Here is a 23,900-nt window from a genome sequence, read left to right on the forward strand (position 1 = left end):
CCCGAACCGCCTGAACGGACCCGTCCCGGTCGTCACGCCCGCATGTCCCATCTCATCGCCCTCGGCATCAACCACGAGACCGCGCCGGTCGCCCTGCGCGAACGGGTGGCGTTCTCCGAAGATGCCCTGCCGGCGACCCTGGCCGCGCTGCGCGGATTGCCGGGGGTCGAGGAAGTGGCGCTGCTGTCCACCTGCAATCGCACCGAGATCTACGCCCTGACCGGCGGCGACGGCGACGCGCTGGCCGACTGGCTGGCCGCGAATCCGCAGGACGGCGGCAGCGCGGGCGGTGGGCGGGCGCCGCTGGCGCTGCACGACTATCTTTACCAACACCGCGACGATGCCGCCGTCCGTCACCTCTTCCGGGTCTCCACCGGCCTGGATTCGCTGGTGCTCGGCGAACCGCAGATCCTCGGCCAGGTGAAGCAGGCCTGGGCCGCCGCGCGCACCGCCGGCACGCTGGGCAACCGCCTCGACCGCCTGTTCCAGCACGCCTTCGTCACCGCCAAGCGCGCGCGCACCGACACCCGCATCGGCGCCAATCCGGTCTCGGTGGCCTCCGCCGCGGTGCGCATGGCCGAAGACACCTTCGCCCGGCCGTCGGACAGCACCATCCTGCTGATCGGCGCCGGCGAAACCATCGAACTCACCGCGCGGCATCTGGTGCAGGCGAAAGCAAAGCGGCTGTTGTTCGCGAACCGCACCCTCGCCCACGCCCAGGAACTGGCCAGCCGCTGCGGCGGCGTGGCGCTGCCGCTGACCGAACTGGAGCGTCACCTCGGCGAGGCCGACATCGTGTTCTCGGCCACCGCCGCGCGCGACCCGATCCTGCATCGCGCCCAGGTCGCCGCCGCGCTGAAACGCCGCCGGCACCGGCCGATGCTGCTGCTGGATCTGGCCGTGCCGCGCGACATCGCCGAGGACGTGGCCGAACTGGAAGACGTGTTCCTCTACACCGTCGACGATCTCGAACGGGTGATCGAAGACAACCGCCGCAGCCGCCGCGAAGCCGCGGACGCCGCCGAGGCCATCATCGAACTGCAGGTGTCGCGCTTCGTCGAAACGCTCAACGCCAGCGCCCACAACGGTTCGCTGAAACAACTGCGCGCGCACGGCGAAGCGGTGCGCGACGAGTCGCTGGCCAAGGCGCAGCAGATGCTGGCCGCCGGCCACGATCCGGCCGAGGTGTTGAACCAGCTCGCGCACACCCTCACCAACCGTCTGCTGCACGCACCCACCGCGGCCCTGCGCGAAGCCGCGCTCAACGGCGATGTCGACATCGTCCGCGCGGCCGAAAAACTGTTCCCGCACCATATCGCCCACAGCCGGCTGGCCGATGCGGTCGACCGCGGACTGCATCCCGAACCCCACGCGCCCCGCGATGACGCCGACCCTGCGCCGCAAGCTTGAAGCGCTGGCCGAGCGCCGCGAGGAAATCGAACGCCTGCTCGCCGATCCGGCGACGGTGAACGATGCCGCCCGGTATCGGGCGCTGATGCGCGAGTTTTCGCAGCTCGAACCCATCGCCACCGGCCTCGCCGCCGAACGCCAGGCGCGGGCTGATCTGACCGCCGCCGAAGCCATGCGCGACGACCCCGAACTCGCCGAACTGGCGGAGGAAGAGATCGTCGCGGCGCAGGCGCGCCTGAGCGAACTCGACGATGCGCTGATGGCGCAACTGATCCCGAAGGATGCGCGCGACGACGGCGGCATCTATCTCGAAGTGCGCGCCGGCACCGGCGGCGACGAGGCCGCGATCTTCGCCGGCGACCTGTTCCGCATGTATGCGCGCTATGCCGAACGCCAGGGCTGGAAGGTCGAGGTGGAATCCGCGAGCCCCGGCGAACACGGCGGCTTCAAGGAAATCATCGCCCGCGTCGACGGCCGCGGCGCGTACTCGAAACTCAAGTTCGAATCCGGCACCCATCGCGTGCAGCGCGTGCCCGAGACCGAATCGCAGGGCCGCATCCACACCTCCGCCGCGACGGTCGCGATCATCGCCGAGGAGGCCGGCGAGATCGAGATCGAGATCAATCCGGTGGACCTGCGGGTCGATACGTTCCGCTCCAGCGGCGCCGGCGGCCAGCACGTCAACAAGACCGACTCGGCGATCCGCATCACCCATCTGCCCAGCGGCGTGGTCGTCGAATCGCAGACCGAACGCAGCCAGCACGCCAACCGCGACAAGGCGATGAAACGCCTGAAGGCGATGCTGCTGGAAGCCGAAACCAGCCGGCGCGAAGCCGCGCAGGCGCAGGAACGCAAGCTGCAGGTCGGCAGCGGCGACCGCAGCCAGCGCATCCGCACCTACAACTTTCCGCAGGGCCGGATCACCGACCATCGCGTCGAAGGCCTCACCCTCTACGATCTGCCGAACATCATGGAAGGCGGCATCGACGGCCTCATCGAGCGCCTCGCGCGCGAGCACCAGGCGGACGAACTCGCGCGGCTGACCGCCGCGGCCTGATCGCCGTCTTTCCGCACGCGCGCATCTCGCACGATGCGTCGTGCGCCATGCATCGCGCAAGGCCGTTTCCATCACGAAAAAATGGCTATCCCGTTGCCTGCGCGTTAAACCGCCGGCCGCGCGTCGACTGTCGCGGCAGCGTTCATCCATGCGGCGATCCAATGTCGCTCCGACACCACAGGAGCGCCGCCATGCAAGACACGACACTGCAGTCCCCCATCGCCCAGGATCAGATCGCGCAGTTCGAGACTCTCCGCAAGCTCGTGGACGATCTGCAGATCGCGATGCTGACGACCGTCGCCGCCGACGGCACGGTGATTTCGCGGCCGGTGCAGACCCTCGACTTCGATGCCGACGGCGTGCTCTGGTTCGCGACCGCCGCGAGCAGCGACAAGGCCCAGGAAATCCGCCACAACCCGCACGTCGGCCTCGGCTACGCCGACCGCCGCGACAACAGCTACGTCTCGATCTCGGGCCCGGCACGGCTCGTCCGCGACCAGGCGCGCATCGATGCCCTGTGGTCGCCGGCGATGTCGATCTTCTTTCCGCAGGGCAAGGACGATCCGGACCTGAGCCTGATCCGGGTGGAAATCGAACGTGCGGAATACTGGAACGGGCCGGGCACGATCGTCGGCAAGATGCTCTATCTCGCCGCCGCAGCCATCACCGGCAATCCGGGCGTGATGAACGACAACGCGGTGATCGAGCCGAAAATGATGGCGTGAGAACGCAGCAACGCAGGCCGACGCACCCCCGCCACACGGTGGCTTCCGGTAAAGCGGCCTGACCCGCCATTCGGCGATTGAAAACCAGGTCGCTGCGTTTGCGGCATTGAACAGCGGGCTGAAGCCCGCTCTACCCATGGATGCGGCGGCCTGAAGGCCGCCCTGCCCGATACGCGTGCGCACCAACATCGCTACCGCCGCTTCGCCACCGCGATCGCTGCGTAGTGCGCGAAATACCACGCCGCGCGCACGCGGCCGAGGCCTTCGACGTTGCGGTAGATGTTCCACTGCCAGCGTGCGGCCCGGCGCTTGTCGGCGGACAGCGAACCGCTGCGGACGAGATACTCGGCCAGCGGCGCGTCCGTCGGCACCCGGCGGGCGATACCGGCGCGACGCACCATCTGCAGCCAGAACACGTAGTCCTCGTGGCCGATGCGCTGGAACCGCGCCTCGCCGAGCGCACGGTCGTACAGGCCGGTGAGGTTGCCGATGCGATTGCTCTTGAGCATGTCGGCGTACCCGACCTCGGCCGGCGGCCGCACCAGCGACAGCGTGCGTCCGTCTTCGCCGAAGCGCCGGTACGCGGTGTAACTGATCGCGCCGCCGATCGCGCGCAGGTGCGCCAGTTGCAGCGCGAGTTTCTCCGGCAGCCAGCGGTCGTCGCTGTCCAGAAACGCGATGTGGCTGCCGGTCGCGGCCTCCAGCCCGGCGTTGCGCGCGTCGGCGACGCCCCCGTTCTGCGGCATGCGGATCGGCACCAGCCGCGGCTCGCGCGCGGCGACTTCCTGCACGATCTCCCAGGTCGCATCCTTCGAACGGTCGTCGATCAGCAGCAGCTCGACATCGGCGTGGGTCTGCGCGAACACCGAATCCATCGATGCGCGCAGCGTGGCGGCGGCGTTGTACGCCGGCATGACGACGCTGACTTTCGCAGTCCCGGCGATGGCGCTCACTTTCGCCGTCCCGGCGATGGCGCCGACGTTCGTCGCCGCGTCGCTCACGCGCCGCGCATCCTGCGTCCGCCGATCCACGACGATCGCGGCGCCGGCAACAGATAGTCGCGGTATTGCCCGGGGTCGCCCTGCTCGCCCGCTTCCGCGGCCTTGATGATGTTGTACGCCTCGCGCGCGGTGACGTAGTGCAGCACGTGGCGCACGCCGTCGTTGTAGCGGCTTTCGAGATAGCGATGCATCGCGTCCACCGGTTCGCCCAGCAGGGTGTCGATGTCGTGTTCCTGGGTGCCGTGGGTGTGGATCTTCACGAAGATCCAGTCCGGACGCCCTTCGACGTGCACGCCGGTTTTGACCCACAGGTCGACGCGCGCTTCGGTCGGCGGGCAGTTCCTGCGGATGTCGGCGTTCTCGATCCGCGGCATCACGCCGAGGCGGCGCTCGCGCCAATTCAGGCCCAGCGGGCCCTGCACGATCATCAGATCGCCGCGGGTGCCGCCGCCGACCTTCACCGGATCGCCGTGATCGTGCGATTTCGGCGCATGCGGATCGTCGGTGGCGTAATAGATCCGATTCGCGGCCGCGGTCTGGGTGTCGCTCGGCGCCGAAGGCAGGGTGAAATCGGCATAGCAGCCGAGCTCGCGCAGCAGGATCAGTTCGTTGTTCAGCCCGCACCAGCGACCGTCGGCGCGCGAATTGTCCAGGCACCAGTTGCCGTGGATGAAGCCGAAACGCAGTTGCCCGGTTTCGGGGTCGCGCGGCAACGCGCCGTGCTTCTCGTGCAGGGTCTTGCAGAAGCGTCCGATCGACGCGCGGAAATTCGGCTCGGTATCGTTGTCGTGGTGCAGATGCACCTCGATCTCGCCGAAGCCGTCGCCGCACAGCGCCGCGATCTTGTCGAGGTGCTCCTCGGCGTATTCCTCTTCCGGATAGAAGAAGCTGTGCTGCGGCGGACGGCCGTCGGCATCGCGGTGGCGGCCGGCCATCTCGCGATACTCCGCGCACCAGCGGTCGACGCGGCGGCGCTGCGTCTCCAGGTCGGCGCCCTTCCACATCGGTTCGAAGTGGTCGACGAAGCAGAACATCACGTGCACCGGCCGATCGGTCGCCACCGGCGCGCGGCGGCGCAGATAATCGCCCAGCCACAGATGCATGTTGCGCCTGCGCATGTCGCGCACGACCACCGCCGTCGCGACGAGGCCGAGCGCGAGCGCCGCAAGCACGGCGACGAGCGTCGCGCTCATGGGCGCCCCCGGTGTCCGTGTCCGATCTTCATGGAGTCCCCCCATACATCCGATTCATGTCCTCACGCCGCCTGCAGCGGTTCGAACGCGAAACCCTCGCCCACCCACACCGGCAGCATCGTTTCCAGCAGGCGCAGCGACAGCCCGCCGTCGTCGTGCATCAGCAGGATCTCGCCGGCGCGAGGCGGATGGCGGCGGGCCGAGGCGATGAGTTCTTCGGCGCTGCGTTGGCTGTAATCGAGACTGTCGTAGGACCAGTACGCGATCCGGCGGCCGCGGCGGACGCAGTCGAGCACCATCGGCCGCGGCATCACGCCGCGCGGCGGGCGGAAGTCGTGTTGCGGCAGGCCGTCGAAGGACTGCAGCAGGCGGTCGGTGCGTTCGATCTCTTCGCGCTGCGCCGCCAGGTCCAGCCGCTCGAACTGCGGATGGCTCCACGAATGATTGCCGATGGCATGGCCTTCGCGCAGGATCCTCGCGACCACGTTCGGATGCCGCTCGGCCTCGCGGCCGATCAGGAAGAAGGTGGCGCGCGCACCGTGCGCGGCGAGCAGATCGAGCAGCGCGGGGGTGTGCTCCGGATGCGGGCCGTCGTCGAAGGTCAGATGCAGCACGCGGCGCCGGCGCACGCCACGGGTGAGCACCCAGCGGTTCGGCAACCAGCGCAGCACCTGCAATTTCCTGGGACGTGGATTCATGCGACAAGGGTCCGGCGAAGACGGGCATCGCATGCGGGTGCGACGACGCGGGGCGCGACAGGATACCTGCTCATGCGTCGCCCGCCTTCCCGCGATAGAGCGATTCGTAGCGCGCCGCCATGGTGGCGATGGAGGCCTCGCGCAGCGCCCAGTCGCGACCCGCGGCGCCCAGCGCGACGGCGCGCGCGGGATCGCGCAGCAGCGCGGCGAAGGCATCGGCCAGGGCATCGGCGCGCGACGGCGGCACCAGCAGGCCGTTGCGGCCGTCGGCCACGATTTCGCGATTGCCGCCGACGTCGGTGGCGACGATCGGCAGACCGCTGGCGCAGGCTTCGAGCAGCGCCATCGAATAGCCTTCGCTCAGCGACGACAGCGCGAACACGTCGAAGCCCTGCAGCAATTGGCGCACGTCGCTGCGATCGCCGAGGAAGCGCACCGCATCGGCGATGCCGAGCGATACCGCAAGCGATTCCAGCGCTGCGCGCAGCGCGCCATCGCCCACCAGCACCAACGCGGTATCCGACCACTCGGCATGCAGCGTCGCGAACGCGCGCAGCAGGGTCGCCTGATCCTTGACCGGATTGAGCCGGCCGACGCTGCCGACGATGCGCGTGCCGGGCGGCAGATCCAGCACACGGCGCAGCGACACGCGGCGTTCCTCGCTGGCGGCGGAAAACGCGTCGACGCGGATGCCGTTCGGCACCGACAGCAGCCCATGGCGCGGGCGCACGCCCTGCGCGGCGAACTTCGCGCGCGCGGCTTCGCATACGGCGGCGACCGCATCGGTGCGGCCCATGCTGCGGCGATAGAGCCATTCGCCGCGACTGCGCGGACGCGCCGCACCCATGCCATGGCGGGTGTTGATCAGCCGCAGCGGACGCCGGCCGAGCGTCGCCGCGACCGCGTGATAGTGCGCGTTGGCGTTGTGGGTGTGGATCACCGCCGAGGGTAAGGCGCACAGCTGCGCGTGCAGGCCGCGGATCGCGGCCGGATCGAATCCACCGCGCTTGCGGCAGGCGTGGACCGCGATGCCCTGCGCCTCGAGTTCGCCGGCGAGCGCGCCGGGCTCGAACAGGCAGACCACGCGACAGCGATGTCCCGCCGCCCGCTGGGCGATGGCCAGATCGATCACCATCCTTTCGAGCCCACCGCGTTCGAGATTCTCGACGACATGGACGATGTCGAGCGGCGCGGCAAGCGGCGCGGAGTCGCTCATGTCGGCAGCTCGCAGATGGTGACCCGGCGCTTGCCGCTGGCGGTGAGCGCGATCGCGTCCACGGTCTCGAAATCGATGACCACGCCGTCGCCGGCGAGCTTGCGGATCCCGTCGCGGATCAGCGCGTGTACCGACGGGTCGTAGCCTGCATCCGGCACCAGCCGCACCAGCAACGTGTCGAGCGTCTTCTGCACGACCTGGTACTGCTTCACGCCGGTGACGGGCAGGAACACGTAGACGATGTACTCGCCCGGCAGGAGGCGGCCGTCGCGCAGGCGCAACGCATCGAGCTTGCGTCCGTCGACTTTCGCCAGCTTGGGCAGGCCGCGGCCACAACTGCAGTGCGCGTGCCCGGGCGTGCCGAGATCGCCGTTGACGTAGCGCATCAGCGGCATGCCGTAGTTGTGCAGATCGGTGACGATCAGGTCGCTCGGCGCGGTGGCCTGCGGCCCGGCGGCGAACTCGACGTGGAGATGATCGATGTTCATGTGCAGACCATCGCGGGCCTCGCACTCGGCCGCGATCAGCATGAATTCGCGGCAGCCGTAGGTGTCGTAGGCCGGCGCGCCGAACACCCGCTGCAGCAGCTCGCGCTGATGCGGATGCAGGGCCTCGGCGGCACCGAGGATGCGCTGCGGACGATGCGGCGTGCGGCCATGGCGCTCGATCCACTGCGCCAGTTCGACCAGCGGCCCGACGTAGGACACGATGGTTTCGGGCCGGAAGCGGTCGAACGCGTCGGCATACTCGGCCATCCGCCGCTCGTCCATGTCGAACGCGTTGAGCATGCGGCGGTTGAAGGCGGCGTGGTACAGCCGGTCCTTGAACAGCGCGACGCCGGCCGGCGCCGCCACCGGCGCGCCCCAGAGATAGGCGGTGCGCTGGCCGAGATGCGCGCCGGACCAGGCATAGCCGCGGAACATCACCGCGACCCGGCGCTCGTAGCTCTCGCGGGTGTAGCCGAAGCGCAGCGGCTCGCCGGTGGAACCACCGGTGGTCTTGAAGTAGAGCTGGCCGCGATGCGCCGGCGCGATCATCGCATCGGCATGCGCGCGGATCTCGGGCTTGGTCAGCAGCGGCAGCTTCGCGTAGTCCTCGCGACTGCGGATGTCGGCCGCATCGGCGACGCCCGCCCGGCCCCAGAACTCGCGGTAGAAGGGCACCTGCGTCCAGCAGTGCGCGATCAGCGCCTGCAGCTTGCGCCACTGCAGCGCCTGCAGTTCGTCGACGGAACGCCACTGGTCACGCTCGTATTCGCGCAGATGACGCAGGGTGTCGCGGCGGCGCAGCCCGGACTCGTAGGCCGGATACAGCACCTTGCGGAACAGCGATTCGTAGAGACCGCTCATGTCGGGCTTCCCGCGGTCGCGGGTGCGACCATCGGCGCGCGCGCATGCGCCCAGGCGAGCAGGCGCGCGCCCAGCCGCGGATGCCCGCGCAGCAACCGCTGGTGCAGCTGCTGCATGTGCGCGATGTCGTTGCGGGTCCAGCAGCCCAGCGCCAGGGTGATCGGCAGATACAGCGTCGCCAGCGCTCCGCCGACCAGCAGCTCGGCGAGCGCCGGCAGGTGGTGATGCACCAGCAGCAGCGGCGATGCCGCGAGCGTGCTCGCGAGGATGGTGCGCGCGAGCCGGCCCCAGTCCGGCGCGGTGCCGCATTCGCGGATCGCCAGCGTGGTGTACGCGATCACGTTCACCGCGGCCACCACCGCATAGGCGATCAGGGCGCCGCGCAGGCCGTCGATGTGGATCAGCCAGGCGTCCAGCCCGAGCTTCAGCAGGCCGCAGACGATGATCAGCGCGAGCACCGCGCGCTGGCGGTCGGCGCTGATCAGCAGGCTCGACGCGCCCTGCGCGGAGGTGATGAGCGCGGCGCCGGCGAGGCAGACCGCGAACACGGTCGAGGCTTCCTCGTACTGCACGCCGTACAGCAGATCGATCAGCGGATCGGACAGCACCATGCCGAAGGCCACCAGCGGCGCGGCGAGCAACATCAGATACGCGGTGGAGGCGGCGAAGCGATGCCCGGCGACCTCGCGGCCCTGACTGAGCGCGTTCGCCATCATCGGCAGCAGCAGCGCGCCGAACACGCCGGGCACCAGGGTCGCGGCGCCGCTGGCGAGCTGGTAGCCGACCTTGAACTGACCGGCCGCGTGCGGATCGGCGTAAGCGTTGAGGAACAGCACTTCGACTTCGCTGGCGACGATGAAGCCGACCGTCACGATCAGCGTGCTGTAGAGCATCTGCCGGCGCACCCGCGGCGCCAGATCCGCCGGCAGCGCCGGCACGTCGTCGCCCGGCGGCAGCAGCGGCCGCAGTTGCGCCAGCGACATCGTGTAGAACATCACGCTGGACAGCAGGAACACGCCGAGCAGCCATTCCACCGGCAGATCCAGCCACATCACCATCGCCACCAGCGCCAGATTCAGCGGCGTGGAATACAGCGCGACCATCGCGTTGATCCGGAAATTCTCCAGACCCTTGGCGACGCCGATGTTGAACATGTAGCCGGCACGCAGGGCGATCGCGATCACCAGGAACGCGAACAACATGCCGTGATGGAAGCTGGGGGCGACCCGATGCCCGGCCAGCCACAGCGCCAGTGCGCCGAGCGCGAGCACGGCCAGCAGGAACATGCGCTGGGCGCGACGCAGGAAGGCCACCAGCGGGCGCACCAGTTCGTCGCGGCCGCCGCCGCGCAGCTCGGCCACGAACTTGATCGCGGCGCTGGCGGTGCCCGAGTTGGTCGCGGCCACGCCCATGCCCACCAGCAGGATCACCGCGCTGTACGCGCCGAAGCCCTCCGGGCCGAGATGACGCGCGATCAGGATCGACGTGAGCATGCCGAGCACGAACTCGGTGTACATCGCCACCGAGGAAAACAGGGTGTTGCGGAGCGTGCGCGCGCGGAGCGTCATTGCATCACCAGAAGGACCTTGACCATCACGTAGAGACCGATCGCGGCGCCGACGCCCACGATCGGCCACAGCAGCAGATCGTTCGTCAGCGCGAACCGCGGCAGCCCCGGATCCTCCCGGCGCATGTCGGTGTAGTGCGCCACGACCAGCGCGGCGAGCAGATAGAGCACGATGACGTAACTGCGGCTGAGGAAGAACGCCGACGTGAAGAACCCGACCAGCGACAGCAACAGGGTCATCGCGATCGCCCGACCTTCGGCGATGCCGGCTTCCAGCGCATCGAGTTCGGCCAGCGCGGTCTCGGCGTCGCCGTCGGCCTCCGGCGCGCTGGTGCTTTCCCAGGCCAGTTCGCCGAGCGGACGCGAACCGACCCACATCATCCGGAAGCAGTAGATCACGAACGCCAGCCACAGCGTGAAACCGATGATGCCGGTCTCGGCCAGGACCAGCACGTAGGAATTGTGCGCGGTGAGATGGTGATAGTCGGAATACATGTCCGGACCGACCCCGAAGAGCGGATGGCCCTGGAACATCTGCAGCCCTTCGTACCAGGAATCCACGCGTCCCTGGGCCGAGGCCTCCTCGACGTCGATCTCGTTGAAGCGCGACGGCAGCGCCAGCAGCACCCCGACCGCCATGCAGCCGAGCAGGCCGGCGACGAACACGCCCTTGCGCTGCCAGATGTAAATGCCCATCACCGCCAGCAGCGCGAGCAGCGAGCCGCGGGAATCGGTGAGATACACGCCGTAGACCAGGGTGCCCGCGACCGCCATCCAGAACAGCCGGCGCAGCCCCATCCAACCGCCGCGGCTGCCGAGATACACCGCCATCGGCACGCAGGCGACGAACAGCATGCCCAAGTCGTTGGGATCGTTGAAGATGCCGACGTACTGGATGCGCGTGCCCTGGGACAGCTCGATGCCGGTCCAGCCGATGCCGTTTCGCTGCTGGTCGATGCCGTGGATCGCCAGCACCGTCGCCGACAGCGCGAATACCGCCATCACCGTGAGGATCCGCGAGCGCCGGTCCAGTCCGTTCGCGAACACCACGAACGCCAGCAGCACCGGCGCGAATTTCTCGAACTGCTCGAGCGCGCCGCCGATCCAGCCGTTGAAGATGTGCGAGACCATCAGCACGACGAAGAACGCGAGCAGCACCGGATACTGCGGGGCATCGAAGCGCTTGCGCGGCGACAGCATCCAGAAGCCGGCCGCCACGATCAGCATCAGCGGCTGCAGCGGCAGGCCGAAGCTCTCGACCAGCGCCGGATAGTCCTGCGGCCGGATCAGCACCAACAGCAGGTAGAGGATCATCGCGACGAACATGGCGGAGTCAGCCCATCCGCGTGCGCGAGCGGTAGCAGAACAGCTCGGGCCACGCGAGCGCGGCCTCGAACCAGTCGGCATCCATCTGCCGCTCCACCGGAATCCGCCGCAATTCGAAGCGCGATTCCGGACCCAGCCGCTCGGCACCGGCGCGATAACTGCAGCCCAGTCGATAACCGCTGTCGCGCGCGGCGCTCATCACCGCCGCATCGTAGGCATCGCTGCCGCCCACCGGGTACGAGATCGCGATCGCCTCGGCGCCGACTTCGCGCTCGATGGCCCATTTCGATTCTTCCAGCTCGGCGCGCATGTCCACCTCGGGCAGCTTCGCCAGCATGCGGTGGCCGACGCCGTGCGAGCCGATCTCCATGCCGCCTTCGCGCATTTCGCGCAATTGCGCCCAGGTCATCGGCCGGCAGTCGGCATGGCCGACATCGGCGGGCATCGCCCAATCCCGCTGCAGACGATCGATGAGCGCCTGCTGCGCAGCCGCGGACAGCACCTTGATCCGGTCGAGCATGCGCCCGGCGATCTCGCGCCGGCCCGCCAAGTCCGCGGGCAGGTGCCAGTCGATGTCCAGCTCTGGCGCGGCGAGGCGATCGGCGCCGGTGGTGCACACCATGTGCACCAGCCAGTCGTAGGCGTAGGGATGACCGGAATCGATGTGCGCGGTGGACACGAAGAACATCGCCGAAAGACCGGCTTCGCGCAGCAGCGGATAGGCGACGCGGTAATTGTCGTCGTAACCGTCGTCGAAGGTGATCAGCACCGTGCGCTTCGGCAGCGCGCGGCCGCGGTCCAGATACGCCAGCAGTTCGTCGAACCGCAGCGCGGCGCAGTCGCGGCGGACGATCGCCAGCTGCGCCCGGAACGCCTCGGCCGAGGCGCTGATCAGCTCGGGGTCGAAGCGGAAGCCTTCGGGCTCCGCCGATTCCAGCACTCTGTGGTACGCGAGGATGCGCACATCGCGGCGCAGTGCGGCGCGCAGACGGGCGATCAGCGGCAGCGCGCCGGCACGGCGCAGCGCGCGCGCCAGACGCGGCCGACGCCCGCCCGACGGCTCGCCACCGTTCTGCGCCTGGATCTGCACACCGCTCATCGAATCCCCCATGTCCACTCGCACAACGCATTTTCCGGCCCCATCCGGACGATGCCGCGCCGACTTGCATTCGCACGGCGAACGCGGTCCACTGCGCGCCTCGCGAAGGGCGCAGGGGGCGCTGGCGCGCATGGCCGTACACAACGATTCCGCGGCACCCGACTTCACGGCGATGTATCGCGAGCTGGGAGTCGACGCGACCTGCACGCTCGCCGATCTGCGGGCCGCATGGCGACGCCGCGTGTCGAAACTGCATCCGGATCAGGGCGGGAGCGCAGAGGATACCGGACGCCTGCAGGAATTGAACCGACGCTACGACGCCGCGCTGGCCTTCCACGCGCGTTTCGGCCGCCTGCCCGGCGCGCCGGCCGCGGGAACGCTGCCGCCGGCATCGACCGATTCCGCGGCGGATAGCGCCCCGGACCGCAGCTGGCGGCGGGCCGACGCCGACCACGACGCACAGGGCACGGCCGGTTTCGGCGCGCTTGCGCGTTATTTCGTCGCGGTGTCGCTGATCGCCGTGCTCGTGCTGGGTTGGCGGCTCATCGATCGGGCCGCCGCGCCCACGGATCGGCAAGGCGATGCGGCGCCGATCGTCGCGGCGGGCCCATCGACCGGCGCGCCCACGACCGATGTCGTGGCGAGCGTCGCGGACACCGCCATGGCGAAGACCATCGCGGCCGGGCAGGACAAAGACACGGTGCGACACATTCTGGGGGAACCGCTCGACATGCATGCGCTGCGCTGGCACTACGGCCCGTCCTGGGTCGACTTCCGCTGCGACCGGGTCGCGGGCTGGTACAGCTCGCCGCTGCGCCCGCTCGGGACCGGCACGGCGCAGTTGGAAGCGCCGCCCGCCGACACCCGCTGCGACTGACCGGAGCGGCCATGTTCACGCGAGCGACCACCCTGCTGCGCAAGGCGCGTCGACGCCTGTGGATGAAATACGCCCTGCGCGGCGTCGGCGGCAGCGACAACTTCGAACGTCTGGATCTGGCCTACACGGTCGAGGATCCCTGGAACATGGCGTCCGAACTGGAACGCGCGCGCTTCGAGGCCACCAACACGGTGATCGAACGCGCCTTCGGCCGGGTTGGATCGGTGCTGGAGCTGGGCTGCGGCGAAGGTCATCAGACCGAATATCTCGCCCGGCTCAGCGATGCGCAGTACGGCGTCGACGTCAGCGCGCAGGCGGTCGAACGCGCGCGCAGGCGCCTGCCGCAGGCGCAGTTCGAGGCCACCGACATTTTCGGCCAGCCCTGGGGCGATGCACACCATCGCTTCGACCTGGTCACCGCCTGCGAAGTGCTCTACTACCTCAGCGAACCGGACAAGACCATCGCACGCATGCGACATCTCGGCCGCAACGGTCTGGTGACCTTTTTCGCGCCGGCCTGCGGCCGCATCGGCCCGCATCTCGACGGCATTCCGGGTCTGCAGAAAGACTGGATTTACCACGGCGGCACCGCCTGGCTGATCGGATGGTGGCGCGATGACTGAGCCGTCGTCATCGTCGGCACTGCAGGGCTGCGGCATCGTCTATTTCGGCAACGACTGGTACGCCGAAAACCGCACCAGCAGCCATCACGTCGCGGTACGTCTGGCGCGTCGCGCGCCCGTGTTGTACGTCGATTCGCCGGGCATGCGCGCGCCGAACGCCTCCGGCCGCGACCTCAGGCGCGCGGTCCGCAAGCTGCTGGCCGCGTTCAAACGACCGACCCGGGTCGCCGATGGCCTGTGGCACTGCACGGTGCCGCAGCTGCCGTTCCGGCGCCTGCCCGGCGTGGATGCCTTCAATCGCCTGTTCGGCCGCTGGGCGGTGCGCCGCGCGCTGCGGCTGGCCGGCATCCGCAAACGCATCTCATGGTTCGTGGTGCCGCATCCGGGCGTGCATGCCGGTCGTCTCGGCGAAGATCTCGTCGTCTACTACTGCATCGACGACTACGCCGCGCATCCGGGCGTGGACGCCGCGCTGATCGCGCAGCGCGACGACGCCCTCAGCCGCCGCGCCGACCTGCTGTGCGTGGCGCCGCCCGCGCTGCTCGACGCGAAGCGCGCGCTGAATCCGGACAACACGGTCTTTTCGCCGCACGGCGTCGATGTCGACCTGTTCGCGCAGGCGCAGGATCCGGCGACCGAACTGCCGGCGATGGCGCGCGACCTGCCGCGCCCGATCGTCGGTTACATCGGCTCGATCCACGCATGGATCGACGTGCCGCTGATCGAATGGCTGGCGCAGCAGCGGCCGCAGTGGAGCTTCCTGCTCGTCGGCCACGCGCACGTGCCCATCGACGGTCTGCGCGCATTGCCGAACGTGCATCTCGCCGGCTCGCAGCCCTACGCCTCGCTGCCGTCGTGGTCGAAGGCGTTCGACGCCGCGATCATTCCCTACCGCCTCAACCGCCAGGTCGCCAACGCCAATCCGCTGAAACTGCGCGAGTACCTCGCCGCCGGCAAGGCCGTGGTCAGCGTGCGCAACCCCGAGATCGAGAAATTCTCGCAGTGGGTGCGACTGGTGGACGACCGCGAAGGCTTCCTCGTGGCGCTCGACGCCGCCGTGATCGACCACGCGCCCGGCGCGGCCGAAGCGCGCATCGCCGCGGTCGCCGACCAGACCTGGGACGCGCGCGTCGATGCCGTGCTGGCCGAAGTCGCCGCACGGCTCCCTCCGAATTCCTCTCCTGCAGTTCGTTCATGACCTCTTCCGCTCCCCGCCCCCTCCGCATCGCCGTCGTCGGCGCCGGCTACGTCGCCACGCATCACCTCGCCGCGCTCTCGCGGCTGGATTTCGTCGAACTGGTCGGGCTGTGCGACAGCAATACCACCGCCGCGGAAACGTTGGCGAAACGCTTCAAAATACCGAGGATCGCGGCGACGCTCGCCGACCTCGCCGACACCGCACCGAACGTCGTCTACGTGCTGACGCCGCCGGCCTCGCACGCCGCGCTCGCGATCCAGGCGATGGACATGGGCTGCCACGTGCTGGTCGAAAAACCGATGGCCGACAGCGCCGCGGACTGCGAAGCGATGCTGGCGAAGGCGAAGGCCACCGGCCTGAAGCTCGGCGTCAATCACTCCGACCTGTTCGATCCGGTGCTGATGCGCGCGCTCGATGCCGCGAACAACGGCGACATCGGCGAGGTGCTCTCGGTCGACATCGTCCGCAACTCCGAATACCCGCCGTACGCCGGCGGCCCGCTGCCGGGTCAGGTGAAACAGGGGTCTTACCCGTTCCGCGATCTCGGCGTGCACGGCTTCTACACCATCGAAGCCTTCCTCGGCCCGATCGCGCAGGCCGACGTGCGCTTCCAGTCGCGCGGCGGCGATCCGAATCTCGGCTTCGACGAATGGGAGGCGCAGGCGCAGACCGCGCGCGGCGTCGGCCGACTGCTGCTGTCGTGGAACGCCCGGCCGATGGAAAACCGGCTGTTCGTGCGCGGCACCCGCGGCACGATCGAGGTCGACCGCTTCACCCAGGTCTGCCGCATCCATCGCACGCTGCCGGGACCGAAGTTCATCGGCATCCTGCTCAACGCGTTCTTCAGCGCGGCGAAGGATGTGTTCCGCATCCCGACGAACGTGCTGCGCTTCGCCACCGGCCGATTGAAACCGTCGCCGGGCATCCAGACCGGCGCGGCCGCGTTCGCGAAGGCGGTTTTCCACGACGAAACGCCGCCGTTCGCCGGCGAGGACGGCCTTCGCATCGCGCGGTTGCTCGATCCGCTGTGCGTCGAACCCGACCGCCTGCGCCTGCAGCAGTTGGAGGCGCGCCACGTCGATCTGCCGCCGGCCGATGCGCTGGTCACCGGCGCCGCGGGCTTTCTCGGCCGCGCGCTGGTCGCCGCGTTGCGCGCACAGGGCAAGATCGTGCGCGTGCTGGTGCGTCGCCCGGTCGCGGCGTTCCGCGAGGACGACGGCATCCAGACCGTGGTCGGCGATCTCGGCGATCCGCGGATCGTCGATCACGCGGTGGCCGGCGCAGGCATCGTGTATCACGTCGGCGCCGCGATGCGCGGCGGCCCGCGCGATTTCGAGGCCGGCACGGTCTGGGGCACGCGCAATGTGCTCGATGCCTGCCGGAAACAGTCGGGTGCCCAGCACGGCAGCCCGCGGCTGGTCTACGTCAGTTCGATGAGCGTGTTCGACCATGCCGGTCGTCGCAACGGCGAAGTCCTGACCGAGGACTACCGCTTCGAACCGCATCCGCAACTGCGTGGCGCCTACACCCAGACCAAGCTGACCGCCGAACAGATGGTCGCCGACGCGATCTCGAAGGAACATCTGCCGGCGGTGATCCTGCGTCCGGGCCAGATCTTCGGTCCCGGCGCGGAACAGGTCACGCCCAACGGCACCATCGCGCTGGCCGGGCGCTGGATCGCGATCGGCAGCGGCGCGCAGGCGTTGCCACTGGTCTATCGCGACGATGTGGTCGATGCCCTGCTGCTGGCCGCGGAATCGCCGCAGGCGCTGGGCCGCACGTTCAATCTGGTCGACACCGATTCGGTCGACCGCACGACCTATCTGCGGCGCTGCAAACGCAAACTCGGCGCTTCGCTGAAAACGCTGTGGGTGCCGCAGTGGGTGTTCATGTGTCTCGCGATCGGCGTCGAGCTGCTGGGCAGGCTGTTGAAGCGCGATGTGCCGCTGACCCGCTATCGCGTGCGCTCGCTGCGGCCGCTGACGAACTTCGACACCACGGCGGCACGCGAAACCCTCGGCTGGACACCGCGCGTCGGTGTGCGCAAGGGGCTCGACATCACCTTCGGCGAAGGCTGAAGCAGGCGCCTGCGCTCACGTCTTGCGCGCGAGCAATCGCTGCCAGGGCGTGGCCCAGGCGAGGACCGGCGCCGCCCAGCCGATGCCGCGCAGGCGCGGATGGCGGCGCAGGCGTTCGACCGCGAGCGACTCGACCGCGCAGCCCGGAAACATCCGGCGCAACGCGACAGGCGTGCTCGACCAGGGATAACCGCGGGTTCGGCGCCAGTCGCCGAGCGTCCGCCGCGAATGATATTCGCGCAACCGCAGCGGACTGGGCGTGGCCAGATAGACATGGCCGCCGCGACGGGTGACACGCAGCATCTCCGCGATGAAGGCTTCACGCGCCGACGGCGTGCCGATGAATTCGAGCACCGACACGCAGGTCACCAGATCGAAATGACCGTCGGGGAACGGCAGCGGCCGACCGGCCTCGACATGCTGGAAACGCAGGGATGCGCCATCGGCGGTACGCCCGTCGACGACGCCATGGCCGGCGGCGCGCACCGCCGCCGCGTCGATCGCATCGGCGCTGGCATCGATACCGACGACCTCGTCCGGACGCAGATCCGACAAGGCCAGCGCCACCGTGGTACCGCCGGTGCCGCAGCCGACATCGAGCACCCGCGGCGCCCGCGCGAGCCGGGTCGCGAGCGGTACGCACAGGCTTTGCGCGTGCATCGCGACGCGGGTCAGCTCGCGCTCGAGAAAACGTTCGGAGACGCGCCCCGCGAATGGACCGTCGTAGCTGCCGTCGCCTTCGGAATCGTGGATGTCGCGCGACGCCACGCCGCGTCGGATCATGTCGATGAAGCGAGATCGATGGGGTTCCTGCATCGTGTCCTCGTGCACTGTTGTCGCAGCCGCATCCCGCGCATCGCGGGCATCGCGGGCATGATTCCTTCGGCCGCTCCCCTGATCGTCCCTCCGGAGAGGCACGCATTCTAACCAAAGAAGATGTCCGTATCCGCGTCGGGCGATGGCGGGTCGATCCCGTCGCCGGCGCCGCGCTCAGCCGGCGGCGGGCCGCCCACGCGTGCGCCATCCCTGCCGCAGCATCCGCATCGCCGGCCGCTCGACCGCCAGGGTGAGAGCCGTCGCGAGGACCAGCGCCAGTGCGATCGCCAGCGCCATCGCCACGAGGGAAGGCACGCCGGCCGCTTCGAGCCGGTGGATCGCCGCGAACCCGATCGCCTGGTGCAGCAGATACAACGAATAGGAAATTCCGCCGAGGAACGCGAACGGTGCGGCGCGCAGCCAGCGCAGCCGACCGCCGACGAACAGCGCGAACACCGCGCAGCAGACGACGCCGGCGACGAAGTATTCCGGCGCGAAACTGACCCCGATCGCCGCCAGGGCCAGCAGGATCAGCGCGATATCGACGCGCGCGTCGCCGCTGCGGACATGACGCTTGTAGAACAGGATGCCGATCGCGAAGAACGGGATATGGCGCAGGATCATCGTCTCGCGCACGGTGTAGGAAAAATGCACGTGGTTCTTCGCGGTGAGCGCATAAGCCACGGTCATCGCCAGCCAGAAGAGAATGATCCAGCGGATGCGATCGAGTTGACCGAGCACGAACCAGAACAGCATCTGCGCATAGAAGAACAGCTCGACCTGCAGCGTCCAGTACGAGCCGTCGAGGTGATCGAAGCCGAGGATTTCCTGCAGCATCGAGAGATTGGCGAACAGATCGGGGCCGGCGATGCGCTGGCCGGGCAGGCCGATGGTGTAGACCACCGCCGCGGTGATCGCCATCGCCGCCCAGTACGCCGGGAACAGGCGCGAGAACCGCGACACCACGAAGTCCATCGCGGTGCGGGTGCGCTCCAGGGTCATGAAGATCACGAACCCGCTGATCAGGAAAAACAGATGCACGCCGTAATTGCCGGCGGGAAAGCCGAAACCGAGCGGCTGCAGATGGCCCTGTTCCTGCTGATAGAACGTGGTGTAATGGAAGACGACCACGCCGAGCGCGGCCAGCCCGCGCAGGGCATCGAGTTCGCCCACGCGCGCGCCACCGCCGGAAGTGCTGCCGGTGGTGCCGCCGTTGCCCGGACCGGTGTCCTCGCGGGCGCTCGCATCGTTCGCCGCTATCCTTGCCGCATCTACCGTACTGCCCTGCTCCACGCATCCCCTCCGATGGCGACGAATCCCGCATTATCAACGGATTCCGGCGTCCGCGGAGGCCACCCGGCTTCCTCCGCATCACCGCGAGTCCCGCATGCGTCTGCTGATCGTCACTTCACAATTTCCGATTGCGGGCGAACCCAACCGCGGCCGACCGATCCACCAGACCGTCCGTGCCCTTTCGGAACTCGCGGACGTGCGGGTCCTGAGTCCGATCGCCACCTACCCGCGCCATGCGCTGGGACAGTGGGCCGCGCCGCGCAGCTATCTGTTCCGCGCGGCGGACCCGTCGCATGCGGTGCCCGGCTGCGATGTGCGCTATCTGGATTACCCGGCGCTGCCGCTGGTGAGCCGGCCCTTCAACGGCTGGCTCTGCGGCCGCGCGCTGCATGCGCCGCTGCGCGAATTCGCGCCCGATGTGGTGCTGTCGTACTGGCTCTATCCGGACGCCTTCGGTGCGATGCGCGCCGCGCGCCGCGCCGGGCTACCGCTGGTGGTGGGCGCGCGCGGTTCGGATCTGCGCGTGCGCGATGCGGTGAGCAAACGCCTCACCCGCCCGGTGCTGCACGCGGCGCGGCGCATCCTCGTGGTCAGCGAAGACCTCGGTCGGGTCGCCGTGCGCGATTACGCCGCCGACCCCGCGCGCATCCGCGCGATTCCCAACGGCTGCGACGCCTCGATCTTCCATCCGCAGGACCGCGCCGAGGCCCGCGCCGCGCTGGGTCTGGACGCGGACGCCGAGTGGGTGGTCTACGTCGGCCGGCTGGTGCCGGAGAAGGGCCTGCGCGAACTGCTGGATGCCGCCGCGGCGCTGGCGCCGCAGCGGCCGCGATTGCGGATCGCACTGGTCGGCGAAGGCCCGATGCGCGCCGAACTGGACAGCCGCATCGCCGCCGACTCCGCCCTGCGGGTGACGATGCCCGGCGCGCAGGGGCCGCAGGAGGTCGCGCGCTGGATGGCGGCCTCCGATCTGGTGACCCTGCCGAGTTATTCCGAAGGCCATCCGAACGTGCTGGTCGAAGCGCTGGCCTGCGGACGCCCGGTGGTGGCGACGCCGGTCGGCGGCATTCCGGAAGTGGTCGACGCCGACTGCGGCCTGCTGGTGCCGGCGCGCGATCCCGTCGCGCTCGCCGACGGCCTGCGCCAGGCGCTGGACCGGCAATGGGATGACGCCGCGCTGGCGCGACGGTTCTCCCGCGGCTGGGATGCGGTCGCAGCGGATACACTCCGCGCCTGCGAAGAAGCGCTGGCGGAACATCGCGCCGGCCCGCGCTGAGCGTATCGCGGCGACGGGCGCCGCCCGTGGCAGGATCGCGGCGGTTTTCGCGTTGAGGCGACAACGGCCCCGATTCCGGCGCCGGATTTTTCTGCAGTCAGGGGAACGAACACGTGTGTGGAATCGCGGGATTCAGTGGGCCCGACGTGCGGCCGGAAACGGCGCGCCCGCTGCTGCAGCGGATGATCCGCACCCTCGCCCACCGCGGCCCGGACGGCTTCGGCTTCCATGCCGATGACGGCATCGGTCTGGCCCATACGCGGCTGTCGATCATCGACCTCGCCACCGGCGACCAGCCCATCCGCAATCCGCGCGGCACGGTCTGGACCGTGTTCAACGGCGAGATCTTCAACTACGTCGAACTGCGGCGCGAACTGGAAGCCGAAGGTCGCGCGTTCTACACGCGGTCCGACACCGAAGTCATCGTGCATCTCTACGACCGCGACGGCGATCGCTTCGTCGAACGCCTCAACGGCCAGTTCGCGATCGCGCTGTGGGACGGCGAACGCCGTCGCCTGGTGCTGGCCCGCGACCGCGCCGGCATCCGTCCGCTGTATCTCGCGCGCGAAGCCGGCCGGCTGTGGTTCGCCTCGGAACCCAAGGCCCTGCTCGCGGCGCTGCCGCAGTGCGCGACGCTCGATCCGCGCGGCCTCGCAGAAACCTTTTCCACCTGGTCGCCGATCGAACCGCATACCGTGTATCGCGGGATCGAAAGCCTGCCGCCCGGCCATCTGCTGACGATCGAACACGACGGCCGCGACACCCTGCGCCCGTACTGGGACTGGACCTTCCCCGATGCCGCCGACACCGCGCCGTCGCGCTTCCCGCTGAGCGTCGACGCCGCGACCGCGGAGCTGCGGGCGCTGCTGATCGACGCGGTGCGGCTGCAACTGCGCGCCGACGTACCGGTGGGCGCCTATCTGAGCGGCGGCCTCGATTCCTCGGGCATCGTCGCGATGATCCGCGGCTTCACCGACACCCCGGTGCGCACGTTCTCGGTCGCGTTCGAGGACGGCGAATTCGACGAGAGCGAACACCAGATGGCAATGGTGCGCCATCTCGGCACCGACCACACCACCCTGCGCTGCACGCGCCGCGACATCGGTGAGGCCTTCCCGCGCTTGATCCGCCATACCGAAACGCCGGTGCTGCGCACCGCACCCGTGCCGCTGATGCTGCTGGCCGGCAGCGTGCGCGAACACGGCTACAAGGTCGTGCTGACCGGCGAAGGCGCGGACGAGGTGTTCGGCGGCTACGACCTGTTCAAGGAAGCCAAGATCCGCCGCTTCTGGGCGCGGCAGCCGCAGTCGACCTTCCGCCCGCGCCTGCTCGAACGCCTCTACGGTTATCTGCCGAACACCTCGTCGAAGTCCTCGCCGGTACGCAACCCGGCGTTCGCGCAGACCTTCTTCGGCCAGGGCATGGAACACCTGCAGCGTCCCATCTTCGCCCACGTGCCGCGCTGGACCACGTCGCAGCGCGCGCTGGGCCTGCTGTCGGCCGACGTGCGCGCCGAGATCGGCGGGTTCAACGCGCTCGACGCGTTCGAGGCCACGCTGCCGGCGAACATCCGCGACTGGAGCCCGCTCGCGCAGGATCAGTACGTCGAAGCCAAATCGCTGCTCTCCGGCTATCTGCTGTCGTCGCAGGGCGACCGCGTGGCGATGGCCAACTCGATCGAAGGCCGCGTCCCCTATCTCGACCATCGCGTGATCGAATTCGCGAACCGGCTGCCGCCGAGCTTCAAGATCCGCGGCATAACCGAGAAATTCCTGCTGCGCCGCGCCCTCGCCGATCTGCTGCCGGATGACATCGTCAACCGCACCAAGCAGCCGTACCGCTCGCCGGACAGCGCCAGCTTCTTCTTCGACGGCGAACCGCTGGACTACGTCGCCGAACTGATGAGCGAAGCCAGCCTGCGCGATGCCGGTTGGTTCGATCCCGCCGCCGTCGGCCGCCTGTTCGAGAAATGCCGCGCCGGCCGCGCCACCGGCTTCGCCGACAATCAGGCCTTCGTCGGTGCGCTGTCGACGATGCTGCTCGATCGCCAGTTGCGCGACACCCGCGCGGCCGCCGCCACCGCCCGCGACTGATCCTCACCCGAGCCACATCGACCCGAGACCGACACGGACCTCTCCACACCATGCATTGGCGAATCAAAGGGCTCCTGCAGAAAACCCTGGGCGTGTTGCCCGGCGGCGATACGCTCCACTACCGCATGCAGCGCCGTTTCGGCGGGATGCGCAATCCGCGGCGCGAAATCGGGCTCAAACTCGACGACTGGGAAGGCATGGTCAAGCAGTTGCGGGATGCGGGCCTGGAGATTCCGGGCGCGCGACTGATGGAGATCGGCAGCGGCTGGTATCCGACTCTGCCGCTGGCCTGTCATCTGGTCGGCGCCGCGCGTGTGCACACCGTCGATCTCAACCGCCTGCTCAAGCCGGATCTGATGCGGCTGTGCATCGAGGTGCTCGGCGAACAGCTGCCGCGGCTCGCCGCAGTGTGCCAGGTCGATCCGGCGGAGGTCGAAGCGCGTTACGCGCGGCTGCGCGACGCGTCCGCGCGCAGCGACGATCCCGCAGTGATCAGCGACGGCGTCATCGAATATCGCGCGCCGGCCGACGCCGCCGATTCCGGCCTGCCGGACGGCTCGATCGATGCGATCTTCTCCAACAGCGTGCTCGAACACGTCCCGCCCGACGCCATCGACCGCATCCATCGCGCCGCACTGACGCTGCTGCGGCCCGGCGGCTGGGCCTTCCATTCGGTGAACTGCGGCGACCACTACGCCTACGCCGACCCGAAGGTGCACCAGCTGCACTATCTGCGTTTCACCGAGCGCCAGTGGGCGTTCTGGAACAACGCCTTCCTCTACCAGAACCGCCTGCGCGCGCACCAGTTCGTCGATGCCGCCCGCGCCGCCGGTTTCGAGATCGTGCACGACACCTCGCACGCGCGCCCGCAGCGGCTGGCGCAGCTGAAGGCGATGACCGTCGCCCCGGAATTCGCGCGATTCACGCCGGAACAGCTGTGCATCACGACCGTGGATTTCATCGGCAAAAAGCCGCTTCCATAGCGTACGCCGCGGCGCACCCCGT

At 69.0% G+C, this 23,900-nt stretch carries 20 protein-coding genes; 10 read left to right on the forward strand and 10 right to left on the reverse strand.

The features are described 5' to 3' along the window. Nucleotides 1–42: 42 nt before the first annotated feature. The 3 genes from hemA (at nucleotide 43) to ABD974_RS15320 (ending at nucleotide 3,192) form a co-directional block, all read left to right on the forward strand. Nucleotides 43–1,410: a glutamyl-tRNA reductase gene (hemA, locus tag ABD974_RS15310; RefSeq protein WP_345304201.1), complete on the forward strand. Its 1,368-nt coding sequence runs from the start codon at nucleotides 43–45 to the stop codon at nucleotides 1,408–1,410. Further along, the gene (gene prfA / locus ABD974_RS15315) at nucleotides 1,382–2,467 is read left to right on the forward strand and encodes a peptide chain release factor 1 (RefSeq protein ID WP_345304202.1); all 1,086 of its coding nucleotides are present in this window, start codon (nucleotides 1,382–1,384) and stop codon (nucleotides 2,465–2,467) included. Before hemA ends, prfA begins: the two co-directional genes overlap by 29 nt. Before the next feature lie 191 nt (nucleotides 2,468–2,658). Beyond that, nucleotides 2,659–3,192: a pyridoxamine 5'-phosphate oxidase family protein gene (locus ABD974_RS15320; protein WP_345304203.1), complete on the forward strand. Its 534-nt coding sequence runs from the start codon at nucleotides 2,659–2,661 to the stop codon at nucleotides 3,190–3,192. A gap of 191 nt (nucleotides 3,193–3,383) precedes the next feature. Here the strand turns inward: ABD974_RS15320 and ABD974_RS15325 are convergent, their stop codons facing one another. From ABD974_RS15325 to ABD974_RS15360, 8 genes are all read right to left on the reverse strand, one after another. Next, the gene (locus ABD974_RS15325) at nucleotides 3,384–4,193 is read right to left on the reverse strand and encodes a glycosyltransferase family 2 protein (RefSeq protein WP_345304204.1); all 810 of its coding nucleotides are present in this window, start codon (nucleotides 4,191–4,193) and stop codon (nucleotides 3,384–3,386) included. Then, nucleotides 4,190–5,386 (reverse strand): hypothetical protein, encoded by a 1,197-nt coding sequence (locus tag ABD974_RS15330; protein ID WP_345304205.1) that lies wholly within the window; start codon nucleotides 5,384–5,386, stop codon nucleotides 4,190–4,192. The genes ABD974_RS15325 and ABD974_RS15330 overlap by 4 nt, the downstream gene beginning before the upstream one ends. 62 nt (nucleotides 5,387–5,448) lie before the next feature. Further along, nucleotides 5,449–6,084, reverse strand: a complete 636-nt coding sequence (locus ABD974_RS15335) for a polysaccharide deacetylase family protein (protein ID WP_345304206.1) — start codon at nucleotides 6,082–6,084, stop codon at nucleotides 5,449–5,451. Nucleotides 6,085–6,154: 70 nt separating this feature from the next. Further along, entirely contained in the window at nucleotides 6,155–7,300 is a 1,146-nt protein-coding gene (locus ABD974_RS15340) for a glycosyltransferase (RefSeq protein ID WP_345304207.1), read from the reverse strand. Next, complete coding sequence (locus tag ABD974_RS15345) at nucleotides 7,297–8,649, reverse strand: phenylacetate--CoA ligase family protein (protein WP_345304208.1); 1,353 nt, start codon at nucleotides 8,647–8,649, stop codon at nucleotides 7,297–7,299. The genes ABD974_RS15340 and ABD974_RS15345 overlap by 4 nt, the downstream gene beginning before the upstream one ends. Next, entirely contained in the window at nucleotides 8,646–10,217 is a 1,572-nt protein-coding gene (locus tag ABD974_RS15350) for an oligosaccharide flippase family protein (RefSeq protein ID WP_345304209.1), read from the reverse strand. Before ABD974_RS15350 ends, ABD974_RS15345 begins: the two co-directional genes overlap by 4 nt. Next, a complete protein-coding gene (locus ABD974_RS15355) occupies nucleotides 10,214–11,542 on the reverse strand; it encodes an O-antigen ligase family protein (RefSeq protein WP_345304210.1) in 1,329 nt (442 codons plus the stop codon). Before ABD974_RS15355 ends, ABD974_RS15350 begins: the two co-directional genes overlap by 4 nt. Before the next feature lie 7 nt (nucleotides 11,543–11,549). Further along, complete coding sequence (locus ABD974_RS15360; protein ID WP_345304211.1) at nucleotides 11,550–12,653, reverse strand: polysaccharide deacetylase family protein; 1,104 nt, start codon at nucleotides 12,651–12,653, stop codon at nucleotides 11,550–11,552. Nucleotides 12,654–12,813: 160 nt separating this feature from the next. Between ABD974_RS15360 and ABD974_RS15365 the strand changes: the two genes are divergently transcribed. Genes ABD974_RS15365 through ABD974_RS15380 form a run of 4 tightly spaced genes read left to right on the forward strand, consistent with a single transcriptional unit; the run spans nucleotide 12,814 to nucleotide 17,417 of the window. Beyond that, nucleotides 12,814–13,518, forward strand: coding sequence for a J domain-containing protein (locus tag ABD974_RS15365; protein WP_345304212.1), 705 nt, complete (start codon nucleotides 12,814–12,816; stop codon nucleotides 13,516–13,518). 11 nt (nucleotides 13,519–13,529) lie between these two features. Next, a complete protein-coding gene (locus ABD974_RS15370) occupies nucleotides 13,530–14,141 on the forward strand; it encodes a class I SAM-dependent methyltransferase (protein WP_345304213.1) in 612 nt (203 codons plus the stop codon). Further along, the gene (locus tag ABD974_RS15375; RefSeq protein WP_345304214.1) at nucleotides 14,134–15,339 is read left to right on the forward strand and encodes a glycosyltransferase; all 1,206 of its coding nucleotides are present in this window, start codon (nucleotides 14,134–14,136) and stop codon (nucleotides 15,337–15,339) included. The genes ABD974_RS15370 and ABD974_RS15375 overlap by 8 nt, the downstream gene beginning before the upstream one ends. Continuing rightward, nucleotides 15,336–17,417: an NAD-dependent epimerase/dehydratase family protein gene (locus ABD974_RS15380; RefSeq protein WP_345304215.1), complete on the forward strand. Its 2,082-nt coding sequence runs from the start codon at nucleotides 15,336–15,338 to the stop codon at nucleotides 17,415–17,417. The genes ABD974_RS15375 and ABD974_RS15380 overlap by 4 nt, the downstream gene beginning before the upstream one ends. Nucleotides 17,418–17,432: 15 nt before the next feature. Here the strand turns inward: ABD974_RS15380 and ABD974_RS15385 are convergent, their stop codons facing one another. Together ABD974_RS15385 and ABD974_RS15390 are read right to left on the reverse strand one after the other, a co-directional pair. After that, complete coding sequence (locus ABD974_RS15385) at nucleotides 17,433–18,200, reverse strand: class I SAM-dependent methyltransferase (protein WP_345304216.1); 768 nt, start codon at nucleotides 18,198–18,200, stop codon at nucleotides 17,433–17,435. 207 nt (nucleotides 18,201–18,407) lie between these two features. After that, complete coding sequence (locus ABD974_RS15390; protein WP_345304217.1) at nucleotides 18,408–19,526, reverse strand: acyltransferase family protein; 1,119 nt, start codon at nucleotides 19,524–19,526, stop codon at nucleotides 18,408–18,410. A 94-nt stretch (nucleotides 19,527–19,620) separates the two neighbouring features. On the opposite strand from ABD974_RS15390, the gene ABD974_RS15395 reads away from it, so the two are divergent. The 3 genes from ABD974_RS15395 to ABD974_RS15405 all read left to right on the forward strand — a co-directional run bounded on the left by ABD974_RS15395 (nucleotide 19,621) and on the right by ABD974_RS15405 (nucleotide 23,878). Then, complete coding sequence (locus ABD974_RS15395) at nucleotides 19,621–20,802, forward strand: glycosyltransferase (RefSeq protein ID WP_345304218.1); 1,182 nt, start codon at nucleotides 19,621–19,623, stop codon at nucleotides 20,800–20,802. A 113-nt stretch (nucleotides 20,803–20,915) separates the two neighbouring features. Further along, nucleotides 20,916–22,895, forward strand: coding sequence for an asparagine synthase (glutamine-hydrolyzing) (gene asnB / locus ABD974_RS15400; protein ID WP_345304219.1), 1,980 nt, complete (start codon nucleotides 20,916–20,918; stop codon nucleotides 22,893–22,895). Nucleotides 22,896–22,945: 50 nt separating this feature from the next. After that, a complete protein-coding gene (locus ABD974_RS15405; RefSeq protein ID WP_345304220.1) occupies nucleotides 22,946–23,878 on the forward strand; it encodes a class I SAM-dependent methyltransferase in 933 nt (310 codons plus the stop codon). Nucleotides 23,879–23,900: the final 22 nt, after the last annotated feature.

This window comes from Lysobacter hankyongensis (assembly GCF_039543145.1).
In the GTDB taxonomy this organism is placed as follows: domain Bacteria; phylum Pseudomonadota; class Gammaproteobacteria; order Xanthomonadales; family Xanthomonadaceae; genus Lysobacter_I; species Lysobacter_I hankyongensis.

Bases quoted from the DNA above. Each gene is read 5' to 3' on its own strand.
- hemA (WP_345304201.1), top strand. From the start codon at position 43: ATGTCCCATCTCATCGCCCTCGGCATCAACCACGAGACCGCGCCGGTC.
- prfA (WP_345304202.1), top strand. From the start codon at position 1,382: ATGACGCCGACCCTGCGCCGCAAGCTTGAAGCGCTGGCCGAGCGCCGC.
- ABD974_RS15320 (WP_345304203.1), top strand. From the start codon at position 2,659: ATGCAAGACACGACACTGCAGTCCCCCATCGCCCAGGATCAGATCGCG.
- ABD974_RS15330 (WP_345304205.1), bottom strand. From the start codon at position 5,386: ATGAGCGCGACGCTCGTCGCCGTGCTTGCGGCGCTCGCGCTCGGCCTC.
- ABD974_RS15335 (WP_345304206.1), bottom strand. From the start codon at position 6,084: ATGAATCCACGTCCCAGGAAATTGCAGGTGCTGCGCTGGTTGCCGAAC.
- ABD974_RS15340 (WP_345304207.1), bottom strand. From the start codon at position 7,300: ATGAGCGACTCCGCGCCGCTTGCCGCGCCGCTCGACATCGTCCATGTC.
- ABD974_RS15345 (WP_345304208.1), bottom strand. From the start codon at position 8,649: ATGAGCGGTCTCTACGAATCGCTGTTCCGCAAGGTGCTGTATCCGGCC.
- ABD974_RS15350 (WP_345304209.1), bottom strand. From the start codon at position 10,217: ATGACGCTCCGCGCGCGCACGCTCCGCAACACCCTGTTTTCCTCGGTG.
- ABD974_RS15355 (WP_345304210.1), bottom strand. From the start codon at position 11,542: ATGTTCGTCGCGATGATCCTCTACCTGCTGTTGGTGCTGATCCGGCCG.
- ABD974_RS15360 (WP_345304211.1), bottom strand. From the start codon at position 12,653: ATGGGGGATTCGATGAGCGGTGTGCAGATCCAGGCGCAGAACGGTGGC.
- ABD974_RS15365 (WP_345304212.1), top strand. From the start codon at position 12,814: ATGTATCGCGAGCTGGGAGTCGACGCGACCTGCACGCTCGCCGATCTG.
- ABD974_RS15370 (WP_345304213.1), top strand. From the start codon at position 13,530: ATGTTCACGCGAGCGACCACCCTGCTGCGCAAGGCGCGTCGACGCCTG.
- ABD974_RS15375 (WP_345304214.1), top strand. From the start codon at position 14,134: ATGACTGAGCCGTCGTCATCGTCGGCACTGCAGGGCTGCGGCATCGTC.
- ABD974_RS15380 (WP_345304215.1), top strand. From the start codon at position 15,336: ATGACCTCTTCCGCTCCCCGCCCCCTCCGCATCGCCGTCGTCGGCGCC.
- ABD974_RS15385 (WP_345304216.1), bottom strand. From the start codon at position 18,200: ATGATCCGACGCGGCGTGGCGTCGCGCGACATCCACGATTCCGAAGGC.
- ABD974_RS15395 (WP_345304218.1), top strand. From the start codon at position 19,621: ATGCGTCTGCTGATCGTCACTTCACAATTTCCGATTGCGGGCGAACCC.
- ABD974_RS15405 (WP_345304220.1), top strand. From the start codon at position 22,946: ATGCATTGGCGAATCAAAGGGCTCCTGCAGAAAACCCTGGGCGTGTTG.